This is a genomic window from Chloroflexus aurantiacus J-10-fl, assembly GCF_000018865.1.
Taxonomy (GTDB): Bacteria; Chloroflexota; Chloroflexia; order Chloroflexales; family Chloroflexaceae; genus Chloroflexus; species Chloroflexus aurantiacus.
The window spans coordinates 4,569,115-4,589,065 of the sequence record NC_010175.1; the positions used below are offsets into that span (position 1 = coordinate 4,569,115).

Annotated in this window: 16 protein-coding genes; all 16 read right to left on the bottom strand. The window is 60.8% G+C overall.

Annotation, left to right across the window (positions count from 1 at the left end):
* Position 1: 1 nt before the first annotated feature.
* On the bottom strand, positions 2-529 hold the full coding sequence (locus tag CAUR_RS17890; RefSeq protein ID WP_012259248.1) for a ribonuclease FAU-1 family protein: 528 nt from the start codon (positions 527-529) through the stop codon (positions 2-4).
* A complete protein-coding gene (locus CAUR_RS17895) occupies positions 526-1,401 on the bottom strand; it encodes a DUF58 domain-containing protein (protein ID WP_012259249.1) in 876 nt (291 codons plus the stop codon). The genes CAUR_RS17890 and CAUR_RS17895 overlap by 4 nt, the downstream gene beginning before the upstream one ends.
* Positions 1,401-2,402, bottom strand: coding sequence for an AAA family ATPase (locus CAUR_RS17900; protein ID WP_012259250.1), 1,002 nt, complete (start codon positions 2,400-2,402; stop codon positions 1,401-1,403). Before CAUR_RS17900 ends, CAUR_RS17895 begins: the two co-directional genes overlap by 1 nt.
* 12 nt (positions 2,403-2,414) lie before the next feature.
* Positions 2,415-4,085: an AAA family ATPase gene (locus CAUR_RS17905; RefSeq protein WP_012259251.1), complete on the bottom strand. Its 1,671-nt coding sequence runs from the start codon at positions 4,083-4,085 to the stop codon at positions 2,415-2,417.
* 298 nt (positions 4,086-4,383) lie between these two features.
* Positions 4,384-4,812, bottom strand: coding sequence for a zinc ribbon domain-containing protein (locus tag CAUR_RS17910; RefSeq protein WP_012259252.1), 429 nt, complete (start codon positions 4,810-4,812; stop codon positions 4,384-4,386).
* A 923-nt stretch (positions 4,813-5,735) separates the two neighbouring features.
* Positions 5,736-6,230: a hypothetical protein gene (locus CAUR_RS17915; protein ID WP_012259253.1), complete on the bottom strand. Its 495-nt coding sequence runs from the start codon at positions 6,228-6,230 to the stop codon at positions 5,736-5,738.
* A 29-nt stretch (positions 6,231-6,259) separates the two neighbouring features.
* Complete coding sequence (locus tag CAUR_RS17920; RefSeq protein ID WP_012259254.1) at positions 6,260-11,164, bottom strand: tetratricopeptide repeat protein; 4,905 nt, start codon at positions 11,162-11,164, stop codon at positions 6,260-6,262.
* A gap of 631 nt (positions 11,165-11,795) precedes the next feature.
* Positions 11,796-12,581, bottom strand: coding sequence for a twin-arginine translocase subunit TatC (tatC, locus tag CAUR_RS17925; RefSeq protein WP_012259255.1), 786 nt, complete (start codon positions 12,579-12,581; stop codon positions 11,796-11,798).
* Complete coding sequence (locus tag CAUR_RS17930; RefSeq protein ID WP_012259256.1) at positions 12,578-13,423, bottom strand: twin-arginine translocase TatA/TatE family subunit; 846 nt, start codon at positions 13,421-13,423, stop codon at positions 12,578-12,580. Before CAUR_RS17930 ends, tatC begins: the two co-directional genes overlap by 4 nt.
* A 589-nt stretch (positions 13,424-14,012) precedes the next feature.
* Positions 14,013-14,261, bottom strand: a complete 249-nt coding sequence (locus tag CAUR_RS17935; protein WP_012259257.1) for an acyl carrier protein — start codon at positions 14,259-14,261, stop codon at positions 14,013-14,015.
* Between the two features lie 30 nt (positions 14,262-14,291).
* Entirely contained in the window at positions 14,292-14,747 is a 456-nt protein-coding gene (nusB, locus tag CAUR_RS17940; protein ID WP_015909412.1) for a transcription antitermination factor NusB, read from the bottom strand.
* An 18-nt stretch (positions 14,748-14,765) separates the two neighbouring features.
* A complete protein-coding gene (accC, locus tag CAUR_RS17945) occupies positions 14,766-16,133 on the bottom strand; it encodes an acetyl-CoA carboxylase biotin carboxylase subunit (protein WP_012259259.1) in 1,368 nt (455 codons plus the stop codon).
* Positions 16,133-16,885, bottom strand: coding sequence for a 3-oxoacyl-[acyl-carrier-protein] reductase (gene fabG, locus CAUR_RS17950; protein WP_012259260.1), 753 nt, complete (start codon positions 16,883-16,885; stop codon positions 16,133-16,135). Before fabG ends, accC begins: the two co-directional genes overlap by 1 nt.
* A 5-nt stretch (positions 16,886-16,890) precedes the next feature.
* On the bottom strand, positions 16,891-17,790 hold the full coding sequence (locus CAUR_RS17955; RefSeq protein ID WP_012259261.1) for a restriction endonuclease: 900 nt from the start codon (positions 17,788-17,790) through the stop codon (positions 16,891-16,893).
* A gap of 2 nt (positions 17,791-17,792) precedes the next feature.
* A complete protein-coding gene (nrdR, locus tag CAUR_RS17960; protein ID WP_012259262.1) occupies positions 17,793-18,293 on the bottom strand; it encodes a transcriptional regulator NrdR in 501 nt (166 codons plus the stop codon).
* A 49-nt stretch (positions 18,294-18,342) separates the two neighbouring features.
* Positions 18,343-19,848: a Ppx/GppA phosphatase family protein gene (locus CAUR_RS17965; RefSeq protein ID WP_012259263.1), complete on the bottom strand. Its 1,506-nt coding sequence runs from the start codon at positions 19,846-19,848 to the stop codon at positions 18,343-18,345.
* Positions 19,849-19,951 lie beyond the last annotated feature (103 nt).

Genomic DNA, 19,951 nt, shown 5'->3' on the forward strand with positions numbered 1-19,951 from the left:
CTTACCTGTTCGTAGTGGTATGCGGCCTGTGCGCTGTGCTACCGTGATCCGTGATCGGCGGATCAGGAGTGAACGGAGCCTCGCCACGGGCAATCAGATCACGCAATTCGGCCAGCGCTGCGCGCAGCGCGGCATCGGCATAGGGATCGGTTTGGGCAATCCCCCGTGCTTCGTATTCACCCAGATCGGTCAGTTCGACGTGCCGGCGGTCGGCACTGACAATCAGGTCGATCTCTAAATCTTCGGTCTCGATGGTGGTGCCGTCAATACGGGCGGGACGGGCCATATTGCAGTACCAGCCGCGCGTCGTGCCGTCGGGCTGCTGTACGCGGAAGATGTTATACCAGCGATTGACATAAAATGTCTCGATCATCACATCCCCCGGCTCGATACTGAACAGACCGAAATCGACCCGTCCCAACCGCCACTCGGCCTGCACGGTCACACTCTGATCATCGCAGGCGATCACAGTCGCCGGATAGCGAATGATCTGACCCTTTGCCGGTTTGATCAGGCACACTTCAATCATCGCACAATACCAGCTCGTCGTAGTTGGGCGAAGACAAACTCTTCAATCGGTACAGCCGTATTGACCGGCACGTAGCGGATGCCACGTCCACTGCAAAAGGTTTCGATTTCGTGTTGCCAGTCGCGCAAAGTGTCACGGTAGCGCTGAAGCACATCGAGATCGGCGCTGATTTCAACCGCCGGCCCCCCTTCGCTATCAACCAGGCGAATATCACCTTCAATCGGGGGATCAATCTCTTGCGGCGACAGGATGTGCATAATGGTTATCTCAAACGGTCGTGCCGTCAGTGCCCGCAGCGCATCGCGCCAGCCTGGATCAAACAGATCAGAACAGAGCAAGAGCGGCCCGGCGCTCCGGGCGGTCTGGAGATAGGTGCGGCAGAACTGGGTCAGATTGGTCGTACTGCCGGCTTCCAGCCGCTGCAAAAACTCAAACAGGGTAATGGCACCGCGCTTGCCGCGAATGCCACTCACCGCCGCCGGACGGCCACCAAACGCAGTCACATTCACCCGGTCGAGATTATTCAGGGCAATGTAGCCGAAGGTCGCGGCAATCTGGCGGGCGTAGTGCAGTTTTTCTGGATTGCCCCAGGCCATGCTGCGACTGGTATCTACCAGCAGATGAACATTCAGCTCCTCTTCGGCCACAAACAGTTTCAGGTAGAACCGTTCGGCCCGGGCGTAGAGATTCCAGTCGATCTGCCGGATGTCATCGCCGGTCGTGTAAGGACGAAAATCGGCAAACTCGACCGACGAGCCGCGTTTGGGGCTACGGCGTTCACCCTGCAGATCGCCCGCCATTGCCCGCCGGGTTTGCAGCGACAGGCGATCCAGCTTGCGCAAAAACGCGGTTGTCAGCAACGGCCCGGCCATCACTCTTCCTTCACCGCTTCCAGAACCCCCTTCACCACGTCGTCAGGGCTGATGCCTTCGGCCTGGGCCTCGAAGTTGAGCACCACGCGATGGCGGAGTGCCGGCAGCGCAGCCAGGCGCAGATCGCCAAAGGAGACGTTGTATCGGCCATCGAGCAAGGCCAGGATTTTACCGGCCAGAATCAGGGTCTGCATACCACGGGGCGAGGCACCGTAGCGCACATACTGCTTTGTGATCGCCGGTGCATCCTTGCTCTCCGGGTGGGTGGCCGTAATCAGGCGGGCGGCATAGCTCAAGACATGGCTGGCGATAGGGACGGTACGGGCCAACTCCTGCATCTGGATAATCGTCGCCCCATCGGCGACGTGGCGTGCCGTTGGCTGGCGCGCCCCGGTGGTACGCTGGGCGATCTCAACCAGTTCCGCCGCCGAAGGGAAGGCAACATTAATCTTGAAGAAGAAGCGGTCGAGCTGCGCTTCCGGCAGGGGATAGGTGCCTTCCATTTCGAGCGGGTTCTGCGTCGCCAGTACGAAAAACGGCTTCGGCAGTTGATGGATCGTCTTGGCAACGGTCACCGTGCGCTCCTGCATCGCTTCGAGCAGCGCCGACTGAGTTTTAGGAGTGGCCCGGTTAATCTCATCGGCCAGCACCAGATTGGCAAAGATCGGCCCCGGCTCAAAGCGGAACGACTTATGACCGTGGGAGTCTTCACTGATCAGCGTCGTTCCTACAATATCCGCCGGCATCAGGTCGGGCGTAAACTGGATACGCGAAAACTTACAATCGATCACATCGGCCAGCGTGCGCACCAGCGTAGTCTTCGCCAGGCCCGGCACGCCTTCGAGCAGCGCATTGCCACCGGCCAGCAGCGTGATAATGACCTGTCGGATCAGATCGTGTTGGCCGACAATCACCTGAGCAACTTCAGCTTCAATCTGCTGAGCACGCTGCCGAAACTCTTCCGGCGAGAGGGTTGTCGTGGCCTGGGGAGCAACAGTCATGCAGTTCTCCTTCTACGGTTCAAGGCGCGAGAAATACTCGCGGACAAGGTCTTGCAGATAGATCGGGACACTGCCACGCTCAAGCGCTTCGGTAGCAGTGCGCTGATATTCGGGGAAGATTTGCTCGTAGGGCACCACAGACGGGTTATTCATGCCACTCTGCTGGCCCTGGCCCGGTCGTATCTCACTACTGCCGCCACTTCCCTGTTGACCAGGAATAAAGTCGGGATCACCGGTCTGCCCGGATGGGCGGAAGGGCTGGTAGACCAGATCGCCATTACTGCCCTGCCCCTGTTGCGACGCCGGGCGGTTGGGATCGACATTCCCCGGCGCATTACTCTGTTGCTGACCGAGATTATCGGCGGTCGATCCACCACCCTGACCGGGCTGACCCTGCTGACCCTGGCCGGGCTGACCCTGCTGGCCCTGGCCGGGCTGACCCTGGCCCTGACCCTGCTGATTCTGCCCCTGGCCCTGCTGGTTCTGACCGGCCTGTGCCTGCTGACCCTCACCCTGCTGTGCCTGCTGGCCCTGCCCCTGCTGTCCGGCCTGGGCAATCTGTTGACGGGCGGCCTGGGTGTTGGCAAGCGTCTGCTGAACGGCCTGCTGATCGGCAGCGGCATTTTGCGCATTAGCGACCTGCTGGCTGGCTTGCTGCAACGCCTGGGCTGCGGCCTGGGTATCGCCACGTTCGAGGGCCTGAGCTGCATCTTGCAGGGCCTGGGCTGTTGCCGGATCGGCAGCGGCCAATTGGGCAGCCTGCTGGGCCAGTTCCTGGGCGAGAGCTTCACGCTCCGCCGCGCTCATCTGATTGAGGCTATCGGCCAGACTTTCGAGCTGCTGACGCAACTGATCGAGAGTCGGACGTGGCGTCGTCTGATCATTCGAGAGCTGCTCAAGCCGCCGGGCCAGTTGTTCGAGCGCCGCTTGGCGCAGATCGGTCTGCGGATCGAGCTGCTGGCGGAGCCGCATTTCAGCCTGAGCAATATCGGCCAGAGCTTCCTGGCGATCACCGGGATTGCGGGCCAGCTCCTCCTGCAACTGACGCAGAATCTGTTGTAGCTCTTCACGCTGCTCCGGCGTCAGATCTTGCCGATTCGCCAGTTCCTCTTCGAGCGCAGCCAGTTGCTGATTCACCTCTTCAATCATCTCGGCAACCGCCGCCTGTTCGGCCAGAATCCGATCCATCGGGTTCGGCAAGGTCAACAGGGCCAGCATGACCAGTGCCGGCAGCAACGCCCACAACAACGGACGGCGCGGGATGGTGAACCGAATCTGACGCGGATGCAGTTGTCTGACCAAAGCGCTGGCATCGGCCTGCTGGTAGGGTGCCAGCGGCGTATCGGCACCGGTTTCGTGCAGTTCAATTGCAGTGGAAAGGCGTTCACGCAGATTGAGCAGGAGATCGATGCGTTGAGCTGCCCGGCGTGGGGGAAGCGGCTTCAACAACACAAAGCCGATCATCACCACCAACCAGATCACAAGTGGCGTCAACGACCACCAGACCAGATGGGGAATAGGCGTTATCCAGCCGGCAGCAGCCACCAGCGCACCGACGGTCAAGGCCAGCCAGAGCGTGCGACTGGCCAGCACCAAACCATCGTTAATCCGCAACTTTATGCTCAGCGGGCGCAAATGCCGGCGCAATACCTGATAGGGCAACGGATTAATTGCCTGCGTCATTGTCTATCCTTCCTGCGGCGGTAGAGGTCATACCAGTATCGTACCACACACGTATGACGCCGCAGCCCCCGCGCCGGTTCCGGGTTTGGGATTTCTTTCCCACCTGGAGCGTTCTCCCGGATCATCCTTCACTGGTTACGTCACATGGAGCCTGGATGCCACTGCATTCTACCGGGCAACCGTCGTCGGGGAACCGTCGCTCTATAACCACCACTATCGGGATGGCTGAACGGAATACCGGTAGCCGCTGCGAGCGGTTCACCGGCATCCAGCATCACCCTGAGCGAAGCATTGACAGCTATTCTTCACGGCGCCAGACGTGGCGTTCAACCACCTGACGCACCAGTTCGCCACGTTCCCAGATTTCAACGACCCGTTGACTGATAATCGTCGTTGTCACACTGATCGGCGCCGAAACAGCCGGCGTCGTGATCGTCGGCGTCGTCACCGTCGTAATCGGGGCTGCCGTCGGCGCACTCCCCATCCGGCGTCGGAGCCATGCCCGCCCGGCTTCAACGGCCAGCGTCGCCACACCGAGGGCCAGCGCCGTACCGAGCTGCCGTACCTGCGCCGGCGTCAATGCCAGGGGAAAGGTACGCGGAGCCAGCGCCGCCTGCTCACGCGGAGCCAGCGCATCAGGTTCGGTGAGCGCCGCGCCGCACGCGCCGCAGTACCGATTCTCAAGCGGGTTGCCATGGCGACAGGCCGGACAGATCCGTTCAACCATACGCTCACCTCGTCATCCGTGAATCAATCGTCGGCAACACAGCAGCGACGTTTGTATGTCGCGGTGCTTGTATTATACCAACTTTACGCTGCGGTGGCAGGGAACAGACGCCACGCTGGGAGCGCACGCCTCCGGCGCGCAACACCGCCGGCAATCGCCCACCGTGCCTGCTTCCCGCCAGGTATCGCCACCCTGAACCAGCACACGACAGCACAAACCATCCCGCACCGGTCATTCCCGCCCCCGCTGGGGGCGGGTGAGGGTGGGGGCGATACCCCGCCACATCGCTAGGAGCGCGCGCCTCCGGCGCGCAACACCGCCGGCAATCGCCCACCGTGCTTGCTTCCCGTCAGGTATCGCCACCCTGAACCAGTGTACGACAGCGCAAACCATCCCCCACCGGTCATTCCCGCCCCCAGCGGGGGCGGGTGAGAGTGGGAGCGTTACCCCGCCACATCGCTGGGAGCGCGCGCCTCCGGCGCGCAACACCGCCAGTAACCACCCACCGTGCCTGCTTCCCGCCGGGTATCGCCACCCTGCACCAGCACACGACAGCGCAAACCATCCCACACCGGTCATTCCCGCCCCCAGCGGGGGCGGGTGAGGGTGGGGGCGTTACCCCAATACATCCCTGGGAGCGCACACCTCCGGTGCGCAACACCGCCGGCAACCGCCCACCGTGCCCGCTTCCCGCCAGGTATCACCACCCTGAATCAGTGTGGGACAGCGCAAACCATCCTGCACCGGTCATTCCCGCCCCCAGCGGGGGCGGGTAAGGGTGGGGGCGTTACCCCGCCACGCACCACACTCAACCTTAACCGGCAACGGTATTCACGCCAAAACGTAACGAACATTCCTGGGGACGAATGACACCACCGGGTAGGGGCGGGTTTGGAACCCGCCCCTACCCCGCCGCCCACCACCTACCGACGATCCCTTCGCCCCGCCACCCGCACCTGCACCACCGGTTTCGTTTCCGGTGAAATCTTCTCTGCAAGCTGCGGATCAGCCGCGAGCAGACGGCGCAGTAGTTCGTCAGCGGAAATATCCGGATCAGCGACCTCGATCCTGGCACCCTCAACCACAATCACCACAACCGGCGGGGCAGGAGCAGGTGGATTTGCCGATGCTTTATCGCGCTGCCTGACTCGTTCAGCGATAACGCTGACAATAGGCGCAATAATCCCACTGATCATTGCCACCAGAATATCCTTATTGGCTGCGGCACCTTCAGCAATCTGGCGGATCAGCTCGTAAACATCACCACCCATTGCACCGGTGTAGACCGGCTGGAGAACAACCCCCCGACTGCGCAGATCGGCGAGAACCTGATCGGCAAAGGCACTGACACTCGCCGGATCGGGGCTGGCCGGATCGCTGTCTACGAACTCAACCTGAACCGTAACCTGATCGGACATATCAAAGCTCCTCGCTCAATCACCAACCATCAGCGACGCCTGAGCGCCCGCAATCGCTGCAAACCTCGATACAACCATCGTCGTCCGCGCAGCCGGGCAGTGCGAAGCGCCGGCAGGGCCATAATCCTGGGCCAGAGCAGCCCAAGTGCTGCACCGCCGGCAGCCAGCGCATACACCATAACGGGCGACAGATCAACAGGCGCAGGGTCTAGCAGGTTCAGGAGCAGAAGCGTGACCAGCCAGCCGACCTGAACGCGCCAGAGCACCCGTACCACGCCGGTTGCCTGCCGCCAGCGGAAATAGCCGACGGCACCGAGTACAAGCACCAACCCGGCACCGATCAGAGCGATTTGATCGGGCAGCACAAACCAGGTCAGCACAGCGCAGGCAGCAGTTTCCCAGATCGCCTGCCAGACCAGCCAGCCTCGTGCAAACCGGGTTATGAACGTTTCACGATGGCGGCGGCCCAGCACGGCCTCGAAAATCGCCAGCGCTTCTTCGTAGTAGCGGCGGGCGGTGGGGTAGTCGCCTTCTTCCTGTGCAAGATTGCCCAGTGCGTGCAGGGTGACGGCGGTCTCACGATGGCGGCGGCCCAGCACGTCGTCCTTAATCGCCAGCGCTTCTTCGTAGTAGCGGCGGGCGGTGGGGTAGTCGCCTGCGGCTTGCGCGACCTTCCCCAGTTCGTGCAGGGTGACGGCGGTCTCACGATGGCGGCGGCCCAGCACGGCCTCGAAAATCGCCAGCGCTTCTTCGTAGTAGCGGCGGGCGGTGGGGTAGTCGCCTTCTTCCTGTGCAAGATTGCCCAGTGCGTGCAGGGTGACGGCGGTCTCACGATGGCGGCGGCCCAGCACGGCCTCGAAAATCGCCAGCGCTTCTTCGTAGTAGCGGCGGGCGGTGGGGTAGTCGCCTTCTTCCTGTGCAAGATTGCCCAGTGCGTGCAGGGTGACGGCGGTCTCACGATGGCGGCGGCCCAGCACGGCCTCGGTAATTTCCAAATCTTCCAGGAAGTAGCGGCGGGCGGTGGGGTAGTCGCCTGCGGCTTGCGCGACCTTCCCCAGTTCGTGCAGGGTGACGGCGGTCTCACGATGGCGGCGGCCCAGCACGGCCTCGGTAATTTCCAAATCTTCCAGGAAGTAGCGGCGGGCGGTGGGGTAGTCGCCTGCGGCTTGCGCGACCTTCCCCAGTTCGTGCAGGGTGACGGCGGTCTCACGATGGCGGCGGCCCAGCACGGCCTCGGTAATTTCCAAATCTTCCAGGAAGTAGCGGCGGGCGGTGGGGTAGTCGCCTGCGGCTTGCGCGACCTTCCCCAGTTCGTGCAGGGTGACGGCGGTCTCACGATGGCGGCGGCCCAGCACGGCCTCGGTAATTTCCAAATCTTCCAGGAAGTAGCGGCGGGCGGTGGGGTAGTCGCCTGCGGCTTGCGCGACCTTCCCCAGTGCGTGCAGGGTGACGGCGGTCTCACGATGGCGGCGGCCCAGCACGGCCTCGGTAATTTCCAAATCTTCCAGGAAGTAGCGGCGGGCGGTGGGGTAGTCGCCTGCGGCTTGCGCGACCTTCCCCAGTTCGTGCAGGGTGACGGCGGTGGAGCGATGGCGGCGGCCCAGCACGTCGTCCTTAATCGCCAGCGCTTCTTCGTAGTAGCGGCGGGCGGTGGGGTAGTCGCCTGCGGCTTGCGCGACCTTCCCCAGTGCGTGCAGGGTGACGGCGGTCTCACGATGGCGGCGGCCCAGCACGTCGTCCTTAATCGCCAGCGCTTCTTCGTAGTAGCGGCGGGCGGTGGGGTAGTCGCCTGCGGCTTGCGCGACCTTCCCCAGTGCGTGCAGGGTGACGGCGGTCTCACGATGGCGGCGGCCCAGCACGTCGTCCTTAATCGCCAGCGCTTCTTCGTAGTAGCGGCGGGCGGTGGGGTAGTCGCCTGCGGCTTGCGCGACCTTCCCCAGTGCGTGCAGGGTGACGGCGGTCTCACGATGGCGGCGGCCCAGCACGTCGTCCTTAATCGCCAGCGCTTCTTCGTAGTAGCGGCGGGCGGTGGGGTAGTCGCCTGCGGCTTGCGCGACCTTCCCCAGTGCGTGCAGGGTGACGGCGGTCTCACGATGGCGGCGGCCCAGCACGTCGTCCTTAATCGCCAGCGCTTCTTCGTAGTAGCGGCGGGCGGTGGGGTAGTCGCCTGCGGCTTGCGCGACCTTCCCCAGTGCGTGCAGGGTGACGGCGGTCTCACGATGGCGGCGGCCCAGCACGTCGTCCTTAATCGCCAGCGCTTCTTCGTAGTAGCAGCGGGCGGTGGGGTAGTCGCCTGCGGCTTGCGCGACCTTCCCCAGTGCGTGCAGGGTGACGGCGGTGGAGCGATGGCGGCGGCCCAGCACGGCCTCGGTAATTTCCAAATCTTCCAGGAAGTAGCGGCGGGCGGTGGGGTAGTCGCCTTCTTCCTGTGCAAGATTGCCCAGTGCGTGCAGGGTGACGGCGGTGGAGCGATGGCGGCGGCCCAGCACGTCGTCCTTAATCGCCAGCGCTTCTTCGTAGTAGCGGCGGGCGGTGGGGTAGTCGCCTGCGGCTTGCGCGACCTTCCCCAGTTCGTGCAGGGTGACGGCGGTCTCACGATGGCGGCGGCCCAGCACGTCGTCCTTAATCGCCAGCGCTTCTTCGTAGTAGCGGCGGGCGGTGGGGTAGTCGCCTGCGGCTTGCGCGACCTTCCCCAGTTCGTGCAGGGTGACGGCGGTCTCACGATGGCGGCGGCCCAGCACGTCGTCCTTAATCGCCAGCGCTTCTTCGTAGTAGCAGCGGGCAGTGGGGTAGTTGTCGTCGGCGTACATGACCAGGCCGGCAGCGTGGAACAGGGCAGCACTGTCGGCATCGCGCCCTGCCATCTGTGCGTCGAGTAGCCGGCGGATATGATCGCGAAAGGGTGGTGCCGACAATTCCCATTCATCATCGAGGCGCTGGATCGTCTGCGCCAATCCCTGCGCTGCCCGCCGCCAGTCGGCAGCGCAATCGGGGCTGACACTGCGGGCGTAGGCGCCTAACAGCCGGTGGAGACGGTAACCGTCTGCGGATCGCTCGATCAACCCCAGCTCGCGCAGGCGCTGAAGGGCCTGTGTCCCCTGTTCGCACCTGTCTTCATCGGCAGGATCAATCGCGGCTGCCCGCATCAGCACTTCTTCGAGGATTGGTTCCGGCGCAAGCTGGGCGGCTGCCAGCCAGATGGTTCTGGCCAGACTGTCGATGGGATCATCACCCAGGCGCTGATAGCTCAGGGCGAAGGCAGCGACAATACTTGCCCGCTCGGCCTGGGGTAGCCCTTCGCTCAGTTCCTGGTTCAACGATTGGTGCCTGATACTTTCGCTCCGCAGTAGCTCACGATACCTGGTCAGGGTCACGCTGCTTTTCGCCAGATACCCGCCGGCCAGGGTCAGGGCCAGGGGCAGTCCACCCAGTTCTTGAATGATGGCCTGGGCAGCCTTTGCTTCAGCCGGGTCGGCCAGTAGTTGATCAATGGTACAGCCGCGATCTGCGGCGCGCGGGCGCAGCAGTAACGCTTGACTGGCTGCATCGGAGAGGGTGTTAAGGGAGAACGTTCGTACACCGCTGGTAGTTGCCCAGGTCTGGCGACGAGTGGTGATCAGCAGCCGGCTACCACCGCCGCGTGGACGCCATTGGTGCAGTAATGCCGGGTCTTCCAGGTTGTCGAAGATAATCAAACGGCACCCTGGCTGCTCCCAGATCGTCCGTACCAGTTCGGCCCGCTGGTGCAGGCTCAGCCGCTCAGTGTTGCGCGTCCCACCGTCGAAATCCGTACTCTGGCGACTCGATAGTTCGCTCTGGTCATCGTCGAAGAGTTGCAACCCGCGTGTCCCGCCACACGCCGCTATCTGAGCCTCGATGGTGTCAGGGCGCTCCATCGTGAGCCAGAAGATGCCATCAGGAAAGTGATGACGATAGCGATGCACAAACTCAATCGCCAGCCGGGTTTTACCGATGCCGCCGATGCCGGTAATCGCGGGTAGCAGCGCGACATCACCGGCATCGGCGCCGATCAGCATAGCGGCCAGGCGCTGAAGTTCTTCCTCGCGACCGACAAAGTCAGCGTCGGGCAGCGGAACGTGGGGAATCACAAACGGCTGATGGTTGGGGGTACGCACACGGGCGCGATCAGGGTAGTACGCCAGCACCACTCCCTCTGAACGGTCAAATCCGTACTCGCCTGGTTGATAGTCGGCCAGTTCACGCTGGAGCAGCGCGTGCAGGCTTTGCCAGGTCACCCGGCCATCTTCGAGCACGGCAGCCCCGCGCAGGCCATGAAGCAGGGCGGCGCTGTAGCAGGTCGCACCATCGCGTTCGTAGGCTTTTTGCCAGGGGCTGACAGCAGCCAGGGTTTTGCGCATTGAGCTGACGACACCCCGGTTGGTGTCGGGAGCTTGAATATCTAACGCCTGGGCCAGGCGTCGGCGCAGATTGGCTACGACCGGATCGGGGGCGGCATCGCCGACCGCACCGGCGTAGCAACAGTCGAGCACGATCAGCAGCCGGTCGGGAGTGTGATGGCGCAGCACCTTCTCTTGCAGCCACTCCATTGAGAGGTGCGCGTGCGGATCGTCACGCGCATCGTCGGTGCGGAAATTGGAGGTGACCAGGTATACGTCGCTGTGGCCGTGGTGGTCGGTGACATACCGCCCGTGGCCGATAAAATAGATCAGTAACGTGCCGTGCTGACCGGCGGCCCGCCGTGCGTCAAAGATGGCCCTACGCACGGCATCGGTGGTGGCGGCTTCGCCGAGTAACGGCCCACCACCGTGCAGGGTGAAATTGCACACCGATGAGGCCAGCATATCGGCAACCTGACGCGCCGTCTCCTCGGCGTAGCGGAGCGGCGCCAGCCCCGTTTCCGGGCCACCATTGACACCAATCACCAGCGCAATCTTCGGTTGCAGATCACTCATGGTAAGTCCGTGATGTCAGCCAGATCGTTCGGCGATGTCAGTTTCTCTGTGAGTGGCGGAGAAACATGTTCATTATAGCCAATTGTTAAGTACCTGTCACCCGTAGCGCGGCATAGATTTCCGGGTAAGTTCTGACTGGAACCTGTTGCAAAAAATAGCTCCTGGAAGTTATCTCATTCATTCCTGACCAACGCTATGAGCATGATGAACGACACCGAATCCTTGTGACAGCCGGGTCTACGGTGTACCACGCGCCCGGCACGAAGGACGGCTGCTGCGGCAGCATGGCTGCTGCACTCCATACCGAGCGACACGCGCAAGACGTGCGTGTTACAGCATCTGCAAAATCTGCAAAACGTCGCACTCCATACCGCGTACCACGTGCCCGGCACGAAGGACGGCTGTTGCGGCAGCCATGCTGCCGCACTCCATACCACGCGACACGCGCATAACGAGCGGGCAAGGCAACCAATTCGGCGGTGATGGCACTGGAGATGGTTGTCAGCCATCCGCGCTGCCTACCGGCAGTCTGGAAGAGGGTAGCAACGCAGGTTATGTCTATCCTCTGTATTCTCCGTGCCTCTGTGGTGACAAAGGTAGCAACCTGGGTATGCAATACGTTCTCATCAGGCTACGCTGCCGTCTTCGGTTTCGCGTTGGGCACGAAACGGGCCAGAATGATGCCCACTTCGTAGAGGAGATACATAGGCAAGGCCAGCAGCATCAGGTTCACCGGATCACCGGTTGGGGTAATAAAGGCCGCAATAATAATCACAATCACCAGCGCATATCGGCGGTACCCGGCCAATTGGCGGGCGGTGGTCACGTTCAGATAGGCCAGCACATAGATGATGATCGGCAATTCAAACACGATCCCGTTGATCAACAGCAGCATCGAGACCGTCTCCAAAAAGTCGGATAGGGTCGGCTGGGTCTGGATCAATGGCGAATCGGAAAAACCGATCAGGAATTGCAGCGCAACCGGTGTGGTAACGAACCAGCCGAAGGCGATCCCGGCCAGGAAGAAGAGGGTAACAAAGGGGAGTGCGCGATAGATCAGGCGGCGCTCGCTGTCGGTAAGGCCGGGGATAATGAAGGCCAGAATCTGATAGACAATCACCGGCATGGCCAGAATCACTCCCACCAGCAAAGCTACCTTCATGTAGCTGGTAAACTGCTCGGTAGTACCGACCGACTGAATCGGGGCAAACCGGTCGTTGATCGGGGCAAAGGTCAGGATCAGGATGTCAATCAGCTTAATCGGCCCCTGTGGCCAGACAGCGACAAAGCCCAGCACCATCCCGATCAGCACGGCAATACCAGACTTAATCAGCCGGCTCCGCAGCTCGATCAGGTGCTCAACCAGGGTCATTGAGGCATCGTCGGCCCGATTAGCTCTTGCCGGTCGTGTGGTCATGAGGTTACCGTCTCCTCTGTTGCAGGTGATGCAGGTATCTGCGGTTGCCAGTGTTCATCAAGCAAACCACGAGCCTGTAACTGAAAGACAATGGCCTGCAATTCAGCCGCCAGACTGTTCAGCCGGTTGAGCAGGTTATGCAGTTCATCGGCAGAGACAGATACCGGCGCAGTACCGTTTGGGTCGAGAAAAGGCACCTCTTGCGCCGGAGCGTGATCCGCTGTCGTGGACAGCACCGGCTGCTCCTGGGGCGCAGGCGATGGCGTTGCAGAGGTTGTCCCCGCCTCAGCCGGTGCAGGTGCCGGTTCAGCAAGCAAGGCACGGTCTTCCTCAGTAATCGTTTGCACCACCGCCGAGGCTGATGGCGAGGCTGCCATCGGTGTCGCTGCGGGCACAATTGGCTGGGCCGGCGGGCGAATCACCGGTCTGGCAGTGGTTGCGGCGTCATCGAGCACACTTTGTGCCTGTTGCCCAACGGTTTTGACGTCGTCGAGTACACTTTGCGCCTGCTGACCGACGGTCTTAACTTCGTCCAGCGCACTTTGCACCTGCTGACCGGCGGCCTTCACCTCATCGGCGAGTGCCTGCATATCATTACGCACATCGAGTTGATTGCGGGTACGCACCAGCTCATCGCGCAACTGGGCAATCTCGCGTTCAAACTCGCTGCGCATTTCATTGATCATCTGCAATTCGGGTGACTGTTGCTGCCAGGCAAGAAACTTTGCCACCTGCTTGCCGGCAAAGCGCCCTAACTCCGGCAGGCGTTCTGGCCCGAAGAGCACCAGAGCAAGGCCGGCGATCAGGATGAACTCAAAGAGATGAACGTTAAATATCTCCATACGACCCCGTGCTATGTCGGTGCCGATCCGTCTAGTCATATCTTACCACAGGAAGCGGAGCTGTGGATTGTGGAAGGGACGGGATCACCCCCACATCGAGATAGTGATCGCTGAAGGTGCTGTTTTGCTCCGGGAGCTGTGGATTGTAAGGGGGACGGGATCACCCCCACCCTAACCCGCTCCCGCCCCGGCAGGAGCAGGTTCTCAGCTCCTCCCCCCAGCGGGGGGAGGTTGGGAGGGGGGAACGGGATTGCGGTGAACGGGAGTCATTGTGGAGTACGCCCGTTGTCCCTCCCCCGCTCCTCTCCCGCAGTGGGAGAGGAGCGGGGGCCAGGGGGGTGAGGTGAGGGGGCAGGAACTACCGATACAGGACAGGTTCCGCTTTTGCGCACAGGGATAGGGTTGCGATAGCCCGCTGGATGCAGGCACAGTATGCCGGTACAGGTTGGGAGCGCGCCGGAGGTGCGCGCTCCCAGGGGCAACCGGGGCTTCCCGCTGCGCAGGAGAGGAGTCGCGGGTGAGGGCCGATCAAAAACGAACGTAGCACAGGCGTTTGGCCTGTGCTACGGTTGCAGGTACGGTGATACCGCTACTCGTTGCTCTGGTGGGTTTCGAGATAATTCAGCGCGTCAGCGACGGTCTGAATCTTCTCGGCTTCTTCATCCGAAATCTCAACGCCGAACTCTTCTTCAATTGACATAATCAATTCAACCAGATCGAGTGAGTCGGCGTTCAGGTCTTTGGTGAACGATGCCGAAGGTACAACCTGCTCTGGCTCGACACCGAGCTGATCGACAATAATCTTGCGCAGGCGCTCTTCCATCTCAGGCGAAGCCATACGAGTTACATTCCTTCCTTTCAAAGACGGCTATTCCTCAACAGTATCATCGCGGTCGGCCAGGTAGCGCGTTACCACCGTACCGAGCACGCCATTGACAAACCGGCTCGAATTGTCGCTGCCGAACTGTTTCGCCAGTTCGACCGCCTCGTTGATCACAGCTTTTATCGGTGTGCGCTCGACATCATCAATCAGTAACTCGAAGAGGGCAATCCGTAGCACCGCTTTATCAACTCCCGGCATCTGAGCTACCGGCCAGTTTGGTGCTGCCTCCTCGATGATCCGATCCAGATACGAGCGATGCTCCCATGCGCCAAACACAAGTCGCCGGAGAAACTCAGCACTCTCCTGCGACATTGGTTCATCAGTGAGCCGGCGCTCGAGCACTTGATCAATCGCATGATCGGTTTCATCAACTTCAAAGAGGATCTGCAATGCTGCGATCCGTACCCGATGCCGCTGACTTGCCAATCTTGCCCTCCCCATACGCATCCCGTCACCGTTTTATACCGGATTGAGTGTTTCTTTCCATTGGCGCAGTAATTCAGCCACGTAACCGGTATGAATGCGACCTGCCCGGAATTCCGGATCGTCGATCAGCGCCAACTGGAACGGGATGGTTGTTTTAATACCAGTAATCACGCATTCGTTGAGCGCTCGCCGCATCCGGTTGAGCGCTTCGTCGCGTGTGTCGCCAAAGGTAATAATTTTCGCCAACAATGAGTCGTAGGTTCCGGGTGGTGTGTACCCGGAATAGAGGTGGGAGTCGACTCGAACTCCAGGGCCGCCGGGCGGCAAATAGAACTCAACTTCACCACTTGCCGGTAAAAAGTCACGCTCCGGGTCTTCGGCATTGATCCGGCACTCGATTGCGTGCCGGGTTATTTTAATGTCTTCCTGGCGCAGCGTCAAGCGCTCGCCGCTGGCGATGAGTAGCTGCCAGCGCACGAGGTCGATTCCGGTCACCTGTTCGGTGACGGGATGCTCAACCTGGATGCGGGTGTTCATTTCGATGAAGTAGTAGTTGCCGTCCTGATCGAGCAGGAATTCGAGCGTGCCGGCATTCACATAGCCAATCGATTTGATCCCACGCACAGCATCGGCCCCCATCCGCTCGCGCAATTCGGGGGTGACTGCCGGTGATGGCGCCTCTTCAACGATTTTCTGGTGACGACGTTGCGCCGAGCAGTCGCGTTCGCCGAGGTGGATGGCATGACCGTACTGGTCGGCCAGGACCTGGATTTCGACGTGGCGCACGCGGGTGAGGTATTTTTCCAGTAGAAGCGCACCGTTCCCGAACGCTGCCTCGGCTTCGGCACGCGCAGTGGGGAAGGCGCGCTGGAGATCGGCTTCGTCGTAAGCGACGCGCATGCCGCGACCACCACCACCGCCAGAGGGCTTGAGCAGTACCGGATACCCGATCTGGCGGGCGACATCGATGGCCTCTTCGAGCGAGCGAACTTCGCCATCAGAGCCGGGGACGGTTGGGACGCCGGCTTTGCGCATCGTCTCACGTCCAATCGCCTTATCACCCATCAGCCGGATCGGTTCAGGCGGCGGACCGATGAAGGTCAGTTTGCAGTCGGCGCACATTTCGGCAAAGTAGGGGTTTTCTGAGAGAAAACCGTAGCCGGGATGGATCGCATCACATCCCGATACGAGGGCAGCGCTGATGAGAGCCGGAGCGTTGAGGTACGACTTTGCTGCCGGTGGTGGGCCGATACATACCGCTTCATCGGCCAGACGAACGGCCAGTGAGTCGCGGTCGGCAGTGCTGTAGGCGACTACCGTGCGAATGCCCAACTCCTGACAGGCCCGAATGATACGTACAGCAATTTCACCGCGGTTGGCTACTAATACTTTGCGAATCATCAGGACATCACCATTCCACCGTCGATAGTCAGCGTTTGACCGCTGATATATGCGCCGGCATCAGAGGCCAGGAAACAGACAAGTCCCGCAACTTCAGCCGGCTGGCCAAACCGACCGAGCGGGATAGTTGCCAGAATCGCCTTGCGCGCCTCTTCGTTGAGCGCCTCGGTCATCTCGGTTTCGATGAAGCCCGGCGCAATGGCATTCACGGTAATCCCCCGACTCGCCATTTCGCGGGCTGTCGATTTGGTGAAGCCGAGAATACCGGCTTTTGCCGCAGCGTAATTAGCCTGACCAACGTTACCGGTCAAGCCAACCACCGATGTAATGTTGATGATCCGACCAAACCGCTGTTTGGTCATCGGGCGGAGAACGGCGCGGGTGCAGAGAAAGACCCCGCGCAGATTGGTGGCGATCACCTCATCGAAGTCGCTTTCCTTCATGCGGAGAAGTAACGTGTCGCGGGTGATGCCGGCATTGTTGACCAGAATGTCGATCCGACCAAACCGTTCAAGGGTGGTCTTGACCATCTGCTCTACATCTGCCGGTTGACTGACATCACCCTGCACGGCGATGGCGGTGCCGCCGGCAGCAGTGATGGCGGCCACCGTCGCTTCGGCAGCCGCTGCGTTCCCGCGATAATTGACGACTACGGCGGCGCCGCTGCCGGCCAACCGCTCGGCAGTCGCCCGGCCAATCCCACGACTGCCACCGGTGACAATTGCGACTCGCCCACTCAAATCAAGCAGCATGTGTGCTACCCCTCTGCCATCGCAAACAACGTCTTCCCATCGATAATCAGCACATTGCGCCGGCCACTCGCCGCCTTGATCGTATCAGGCGTGAATTCGGTTGACGTAATCACTAATCCTTTCGGAATACCGGCCCGTTTCATATCCTGCAACAGGCTTTCAAGTGTGCCTGGACGCACCTTGTCGGCGACCGATAAGCGCAGCAGGTAGGTTACTCCCTCGTAGGTCAGTTCGAGATCGAGATGCTTATCTTTGTCGATGAAGCGATAGTCTTTGAACTCGAAGCCCTTTTTGCGGAAGAGGTTCAGCACATACGAGCCGAATTGGGGCAGCGAGAGACCCTGCAGGTCTTCGAGGGTGCGCACCACTCCGGGACGTTCGAGACGACCGCCGCGCTCGGCAATCTCTCTCTGCAACTGCCGGTTGCGCTCTTCGGCACGGCCTGACATCACCGTTCCGAAAGCGGGAAACGGGATTAATGCGAAAGCCGAAAAGATAAAATAGATGGAAATGAGGTCAAGTAAGGTTGCCGGTGCGGGCGGTTGGTCAGGATCGAGCTGAATAACCGGCATCGGCGCAATCCCGGCTTCACCAACCAGGCCGTAGCCGATCATAATCGCCAGGCCGAAGAGGAAGGTTAGCAGACCAAGGGCCAGGCCGTTGGCCAGGTACTCACCGCGTACCTTGCGCCCCAGATAGATGCCGGCCATCACCGGTACAACACCGGCCAGAATTTGCAAGATGTTGTTGGCCAGGAAGAGCGAACACCAGGCAATAGCGGTCAGAATACTGACCAACAAGACTTGCGTCCATTCGATGGATCGTATCGAATGAACAATGCGCTGGAATAATGATGGTTTGGTTGCCTGTTCAGACACCGGCTGAGGTGTCGTTTCAACGCTCATACTCATGAGTCCTCTGCTGGTTTAGGCGAGAGGTGACCATTGCGGACACCTTCCCGATCAAGGAGTTCATCAACAGCTTCGCGCAACTTGCCAATGTCGGTAAACGCACGGTAGACTGAAGCGAAGCGAATATAGGCTACTTCATCGAGATCGCGCAAGCGCTGCATCACCGCGTCACCAATAGCCTGCGAACTGATTTCGTGTTCGTCGGTGTTCATGATAGCGGTTTCGACATCATTGACCAGTTGTTCGATGGCCGCCGCCGAGACCGGGCGACGGTAGCAGGCGGTGCGCACGCCGCGCGCAATCTTCTCGCGGTCATACGGTTCGCGTGTGCCATCTTTTTTGACGACCATCAGGCTGACCGACTCGATACGTTCGTAGGTGGTGAAGCGGCGACCGCAGGCACGGCAGCGCCGACGGCGACGGATCACCTCGCCTTCGTACAGTTTGCGCGTATCGATAACATCGGTCTCGACAAAATGGCAAAACGGGCACCGCATGCGTGTAGCCTATCCCTCACTTCTTGCTATGTGGCATTATAGCACAGGCTCATGTTGCTCTGATCTGCACCTCGCGGCCAAAGCTGCGTTTTAACAGACCGCTGCGGCGTGAGGCTTCCCAAATTTCGACGTGGGCATCACCATCGGCAATGACATCAATCACGATCTCGTCGCCGATCTGGACGCGCACGTCACGCACGATCTGGCTCTTGCTCCGTTCCAGGTATTCGGCAAGGCGGAGCATTGCGCTCAGACGGGCGATGCGTGTTTCGTCGTCGGTGGCGAGAATGGGGGAGTAGGCGGTCAGATCGCCCCATCCTTTGCGATGGTTGCGTACCAGGCTGGCGATGATCACAATTTCGCGATGGCTGAAGCCGAGCAGGGTCGCATTGTGAATGAGATACTCGCCGTGTTTGTGATGGTCGTAGTAGCCGACGCTAATGCCAATGTCGTGCAGGATCGCAGCGTAGCCGAGTAGTTCGCGTTCCCAGGCGCCATAGCCGTGCAGGGGTGCCAACTGGTCGAACAGCGACAGACTGAGGTGAGCGACGCGAGCACAGTGTTCCGGTTCGTAGTGGGTCAGCCGGGCCAGGTTGAGTACACTGAACTGTCGTGGTTCGTTCAGCAGGGGCTGCGGTTGATCGGCCAGAAAGTGCTGGTAGAAGATGCCTTCGCGCACGCCTTGACCGCTGACCAGCAGGTACGGGAAATTGCCGCGATCCATCAGGGCAGCGATAATCACGGCGCCGGCCAGCGTTACATCGGCCCGTTCCTCTTTCATACCGGGAATTTGCAATCGTTCGCGACGGGAACGGCGGGCGAGTTCTTCGGTAATGCGCTCTACCGCCTCGCGGGTGAGCTGATAGCCGTGGACACGTTCAAGCGGGTAGGCCCGTTGTTTCTGATCGATGCGGGCCAACTGGCGTACCGTACCACCAATCCCACCTAAACGGCCATTGCTCAGGTCGGGCAGCCAGTCAAGGGGAGCAAAGGCATCACGCGCAGCCGCACGCAGCCGCCGCAGATCGGTGCGACTGATCGGATCGCTCTGCACAAACTGCTCGGTGAAGCGCACCACACCGGCCTGCACCGAAAAGCTCCGCGTCCGTTTCCGGTCAGCCACCGCCATCACCTGGGTCGAACCACCACCAGTATCAAAGAGCGCACCGTGCTGGATCGGCAAGGCATTGATTGCACCGAGGTAGCCGAAATACGCCTCGTCCTCGGCAGAGATGATGCGCAGATCGAGCGGGGTTGCCGTGCGCAACGCTGCCCAGAAATCAGCCTGATTCGCTGCTTCGCGGATGGCACTGGTGCCGACCGCAATCACCTCATTGACGCCGGTCGAGATGCAGAGTGAATAGAACATGCGCAGGGCTTCAACGGCACGCCGAATCGGTGCCGGTTGCAGCATGCGAGAGGGGCCAATGCCCTCGGCCAGACGGACAGTTTCGCTCACTTCGTCGGTCAGGCGAAAACAGTGTCCCGGTTCATACGCCATCACAATCAGACGAGTGGTATTGGAACCGAGATCGATCACACCGAGTTTTTGCATAGGATTGATCCTGTGAGTGTTGCCATATCAAGGATAAGTATACACGAAACTGCTGGTAGTAAAGGGCAAGGGGAGCATCACCAGCGAGATACGAAACAAGCGT

Coding starts and splice junctions, on each gene's coding strand:
- CAUR_RS17890 (WP_012259248.1), bottom strand. CDS start 529: ATGATTGAAGTGTGCCTGATCAAACCGGCAAAGGGTCAGATCATTCGC.
- CAUR_RS17895 (WP_012259249.1), bottom strand. CDS start 1,401: ATGGCCGGGCCGTTGCTGACAACCGCGTTTTTGCGCAAGCTGGATCGC.
- CAUR_RS17900 (WP_012259250.1), bottom strand. CDS start 2,402: ATGACTGTTGCTCCCCAGGCCACGACAACCCTCTCGCCGGAAGAGTTT.
- CAUR_RS17905 (WP_012259251.1), bottom strand. CDS start 4,085: ATGACGCAGGCAATTAATCCGTTGCCCTATCAGGTATTGCGCCGGCAT.
- CAUR_RS17910 (WP_012259252.1), bottom strand. CDS start 4,812: ATGGTTGAACGGATCTGTCCGGCCTGTCGCCATGGCAACCCGCTTGAG.
- CAUR_RS17915 (WP_012259253.1), bottom strand. CDS start 6,230: ATGTCCGATCAGGTTACGGTTCAGGTTGAGTTCGTAGACAGCGATCCG.
- CAUR_RS17920 (WP_012259254.1), bottom strand. CDS start 11,164: ATGAGTGATCTGCAACCGAAGATTGCGCTGGTGATTGGTGTCAATGGT.
- tatC (WP_012259255.1), bottom strand. CDS start 12,581: ATGACCACACGACCGGCAAGAGCTAATCGGGCCGACGATGCCTCAATG.
- CAUR_RS17930 (WP_012259256.1), bottom strand. CDS start 13,423: ATGGAGATATTTAACGTTCATCTCTTTGAGTTCATCCTGATCGCCGGC.
- CAUR_RS17935 (WP_012259257.1), bottom strand. CDS start 14,261: ATGGCTTCGCCTGAGATGGAAGAGCGCCTGCGCAAGATTATTGTCGAT.
- nusB (WP_015909412.1), bottom strand. CDS start 14,747: ATGGGGAGGGCAAGATTGGCAAGTCAGCGGCATCGGGTACGGATCGCA.
- accC (WP_012259259.1), bottom strand. CDS start 16,133: ATGATTCGCAAAGTATTAGTAGCCAACCGCGGTGAAATTGCTGTACGT.
- fabG (WP_012259260.1), bottom strand. CDS start 16,885: ATGCTGCTTGATTTGAGTGGGCGAGTCGCAATTGTCACCGGTGGCAGT.
- CAUR_RS17955 (WP_012259261.1), bottom strand. CDS start 17,790: ATGAGCGTTGAAACGACACCTCAGCCGGTGTCTGAACAGGCAACCAAA.
- nrdR (WP_012259262.1), bottom strand. CDS start 18,293: ATGCGGTGCCCGTTTTGCCATTTTGTCGAGACCGATGTTATCGATACG.
- CAUR_RS17965 (WP_012259263.1), bottom strand. CDS start 19,848: ATGCAAAAACTCGGTGTGATCGATCTCGGTTCCAATACCACTCGTCTG.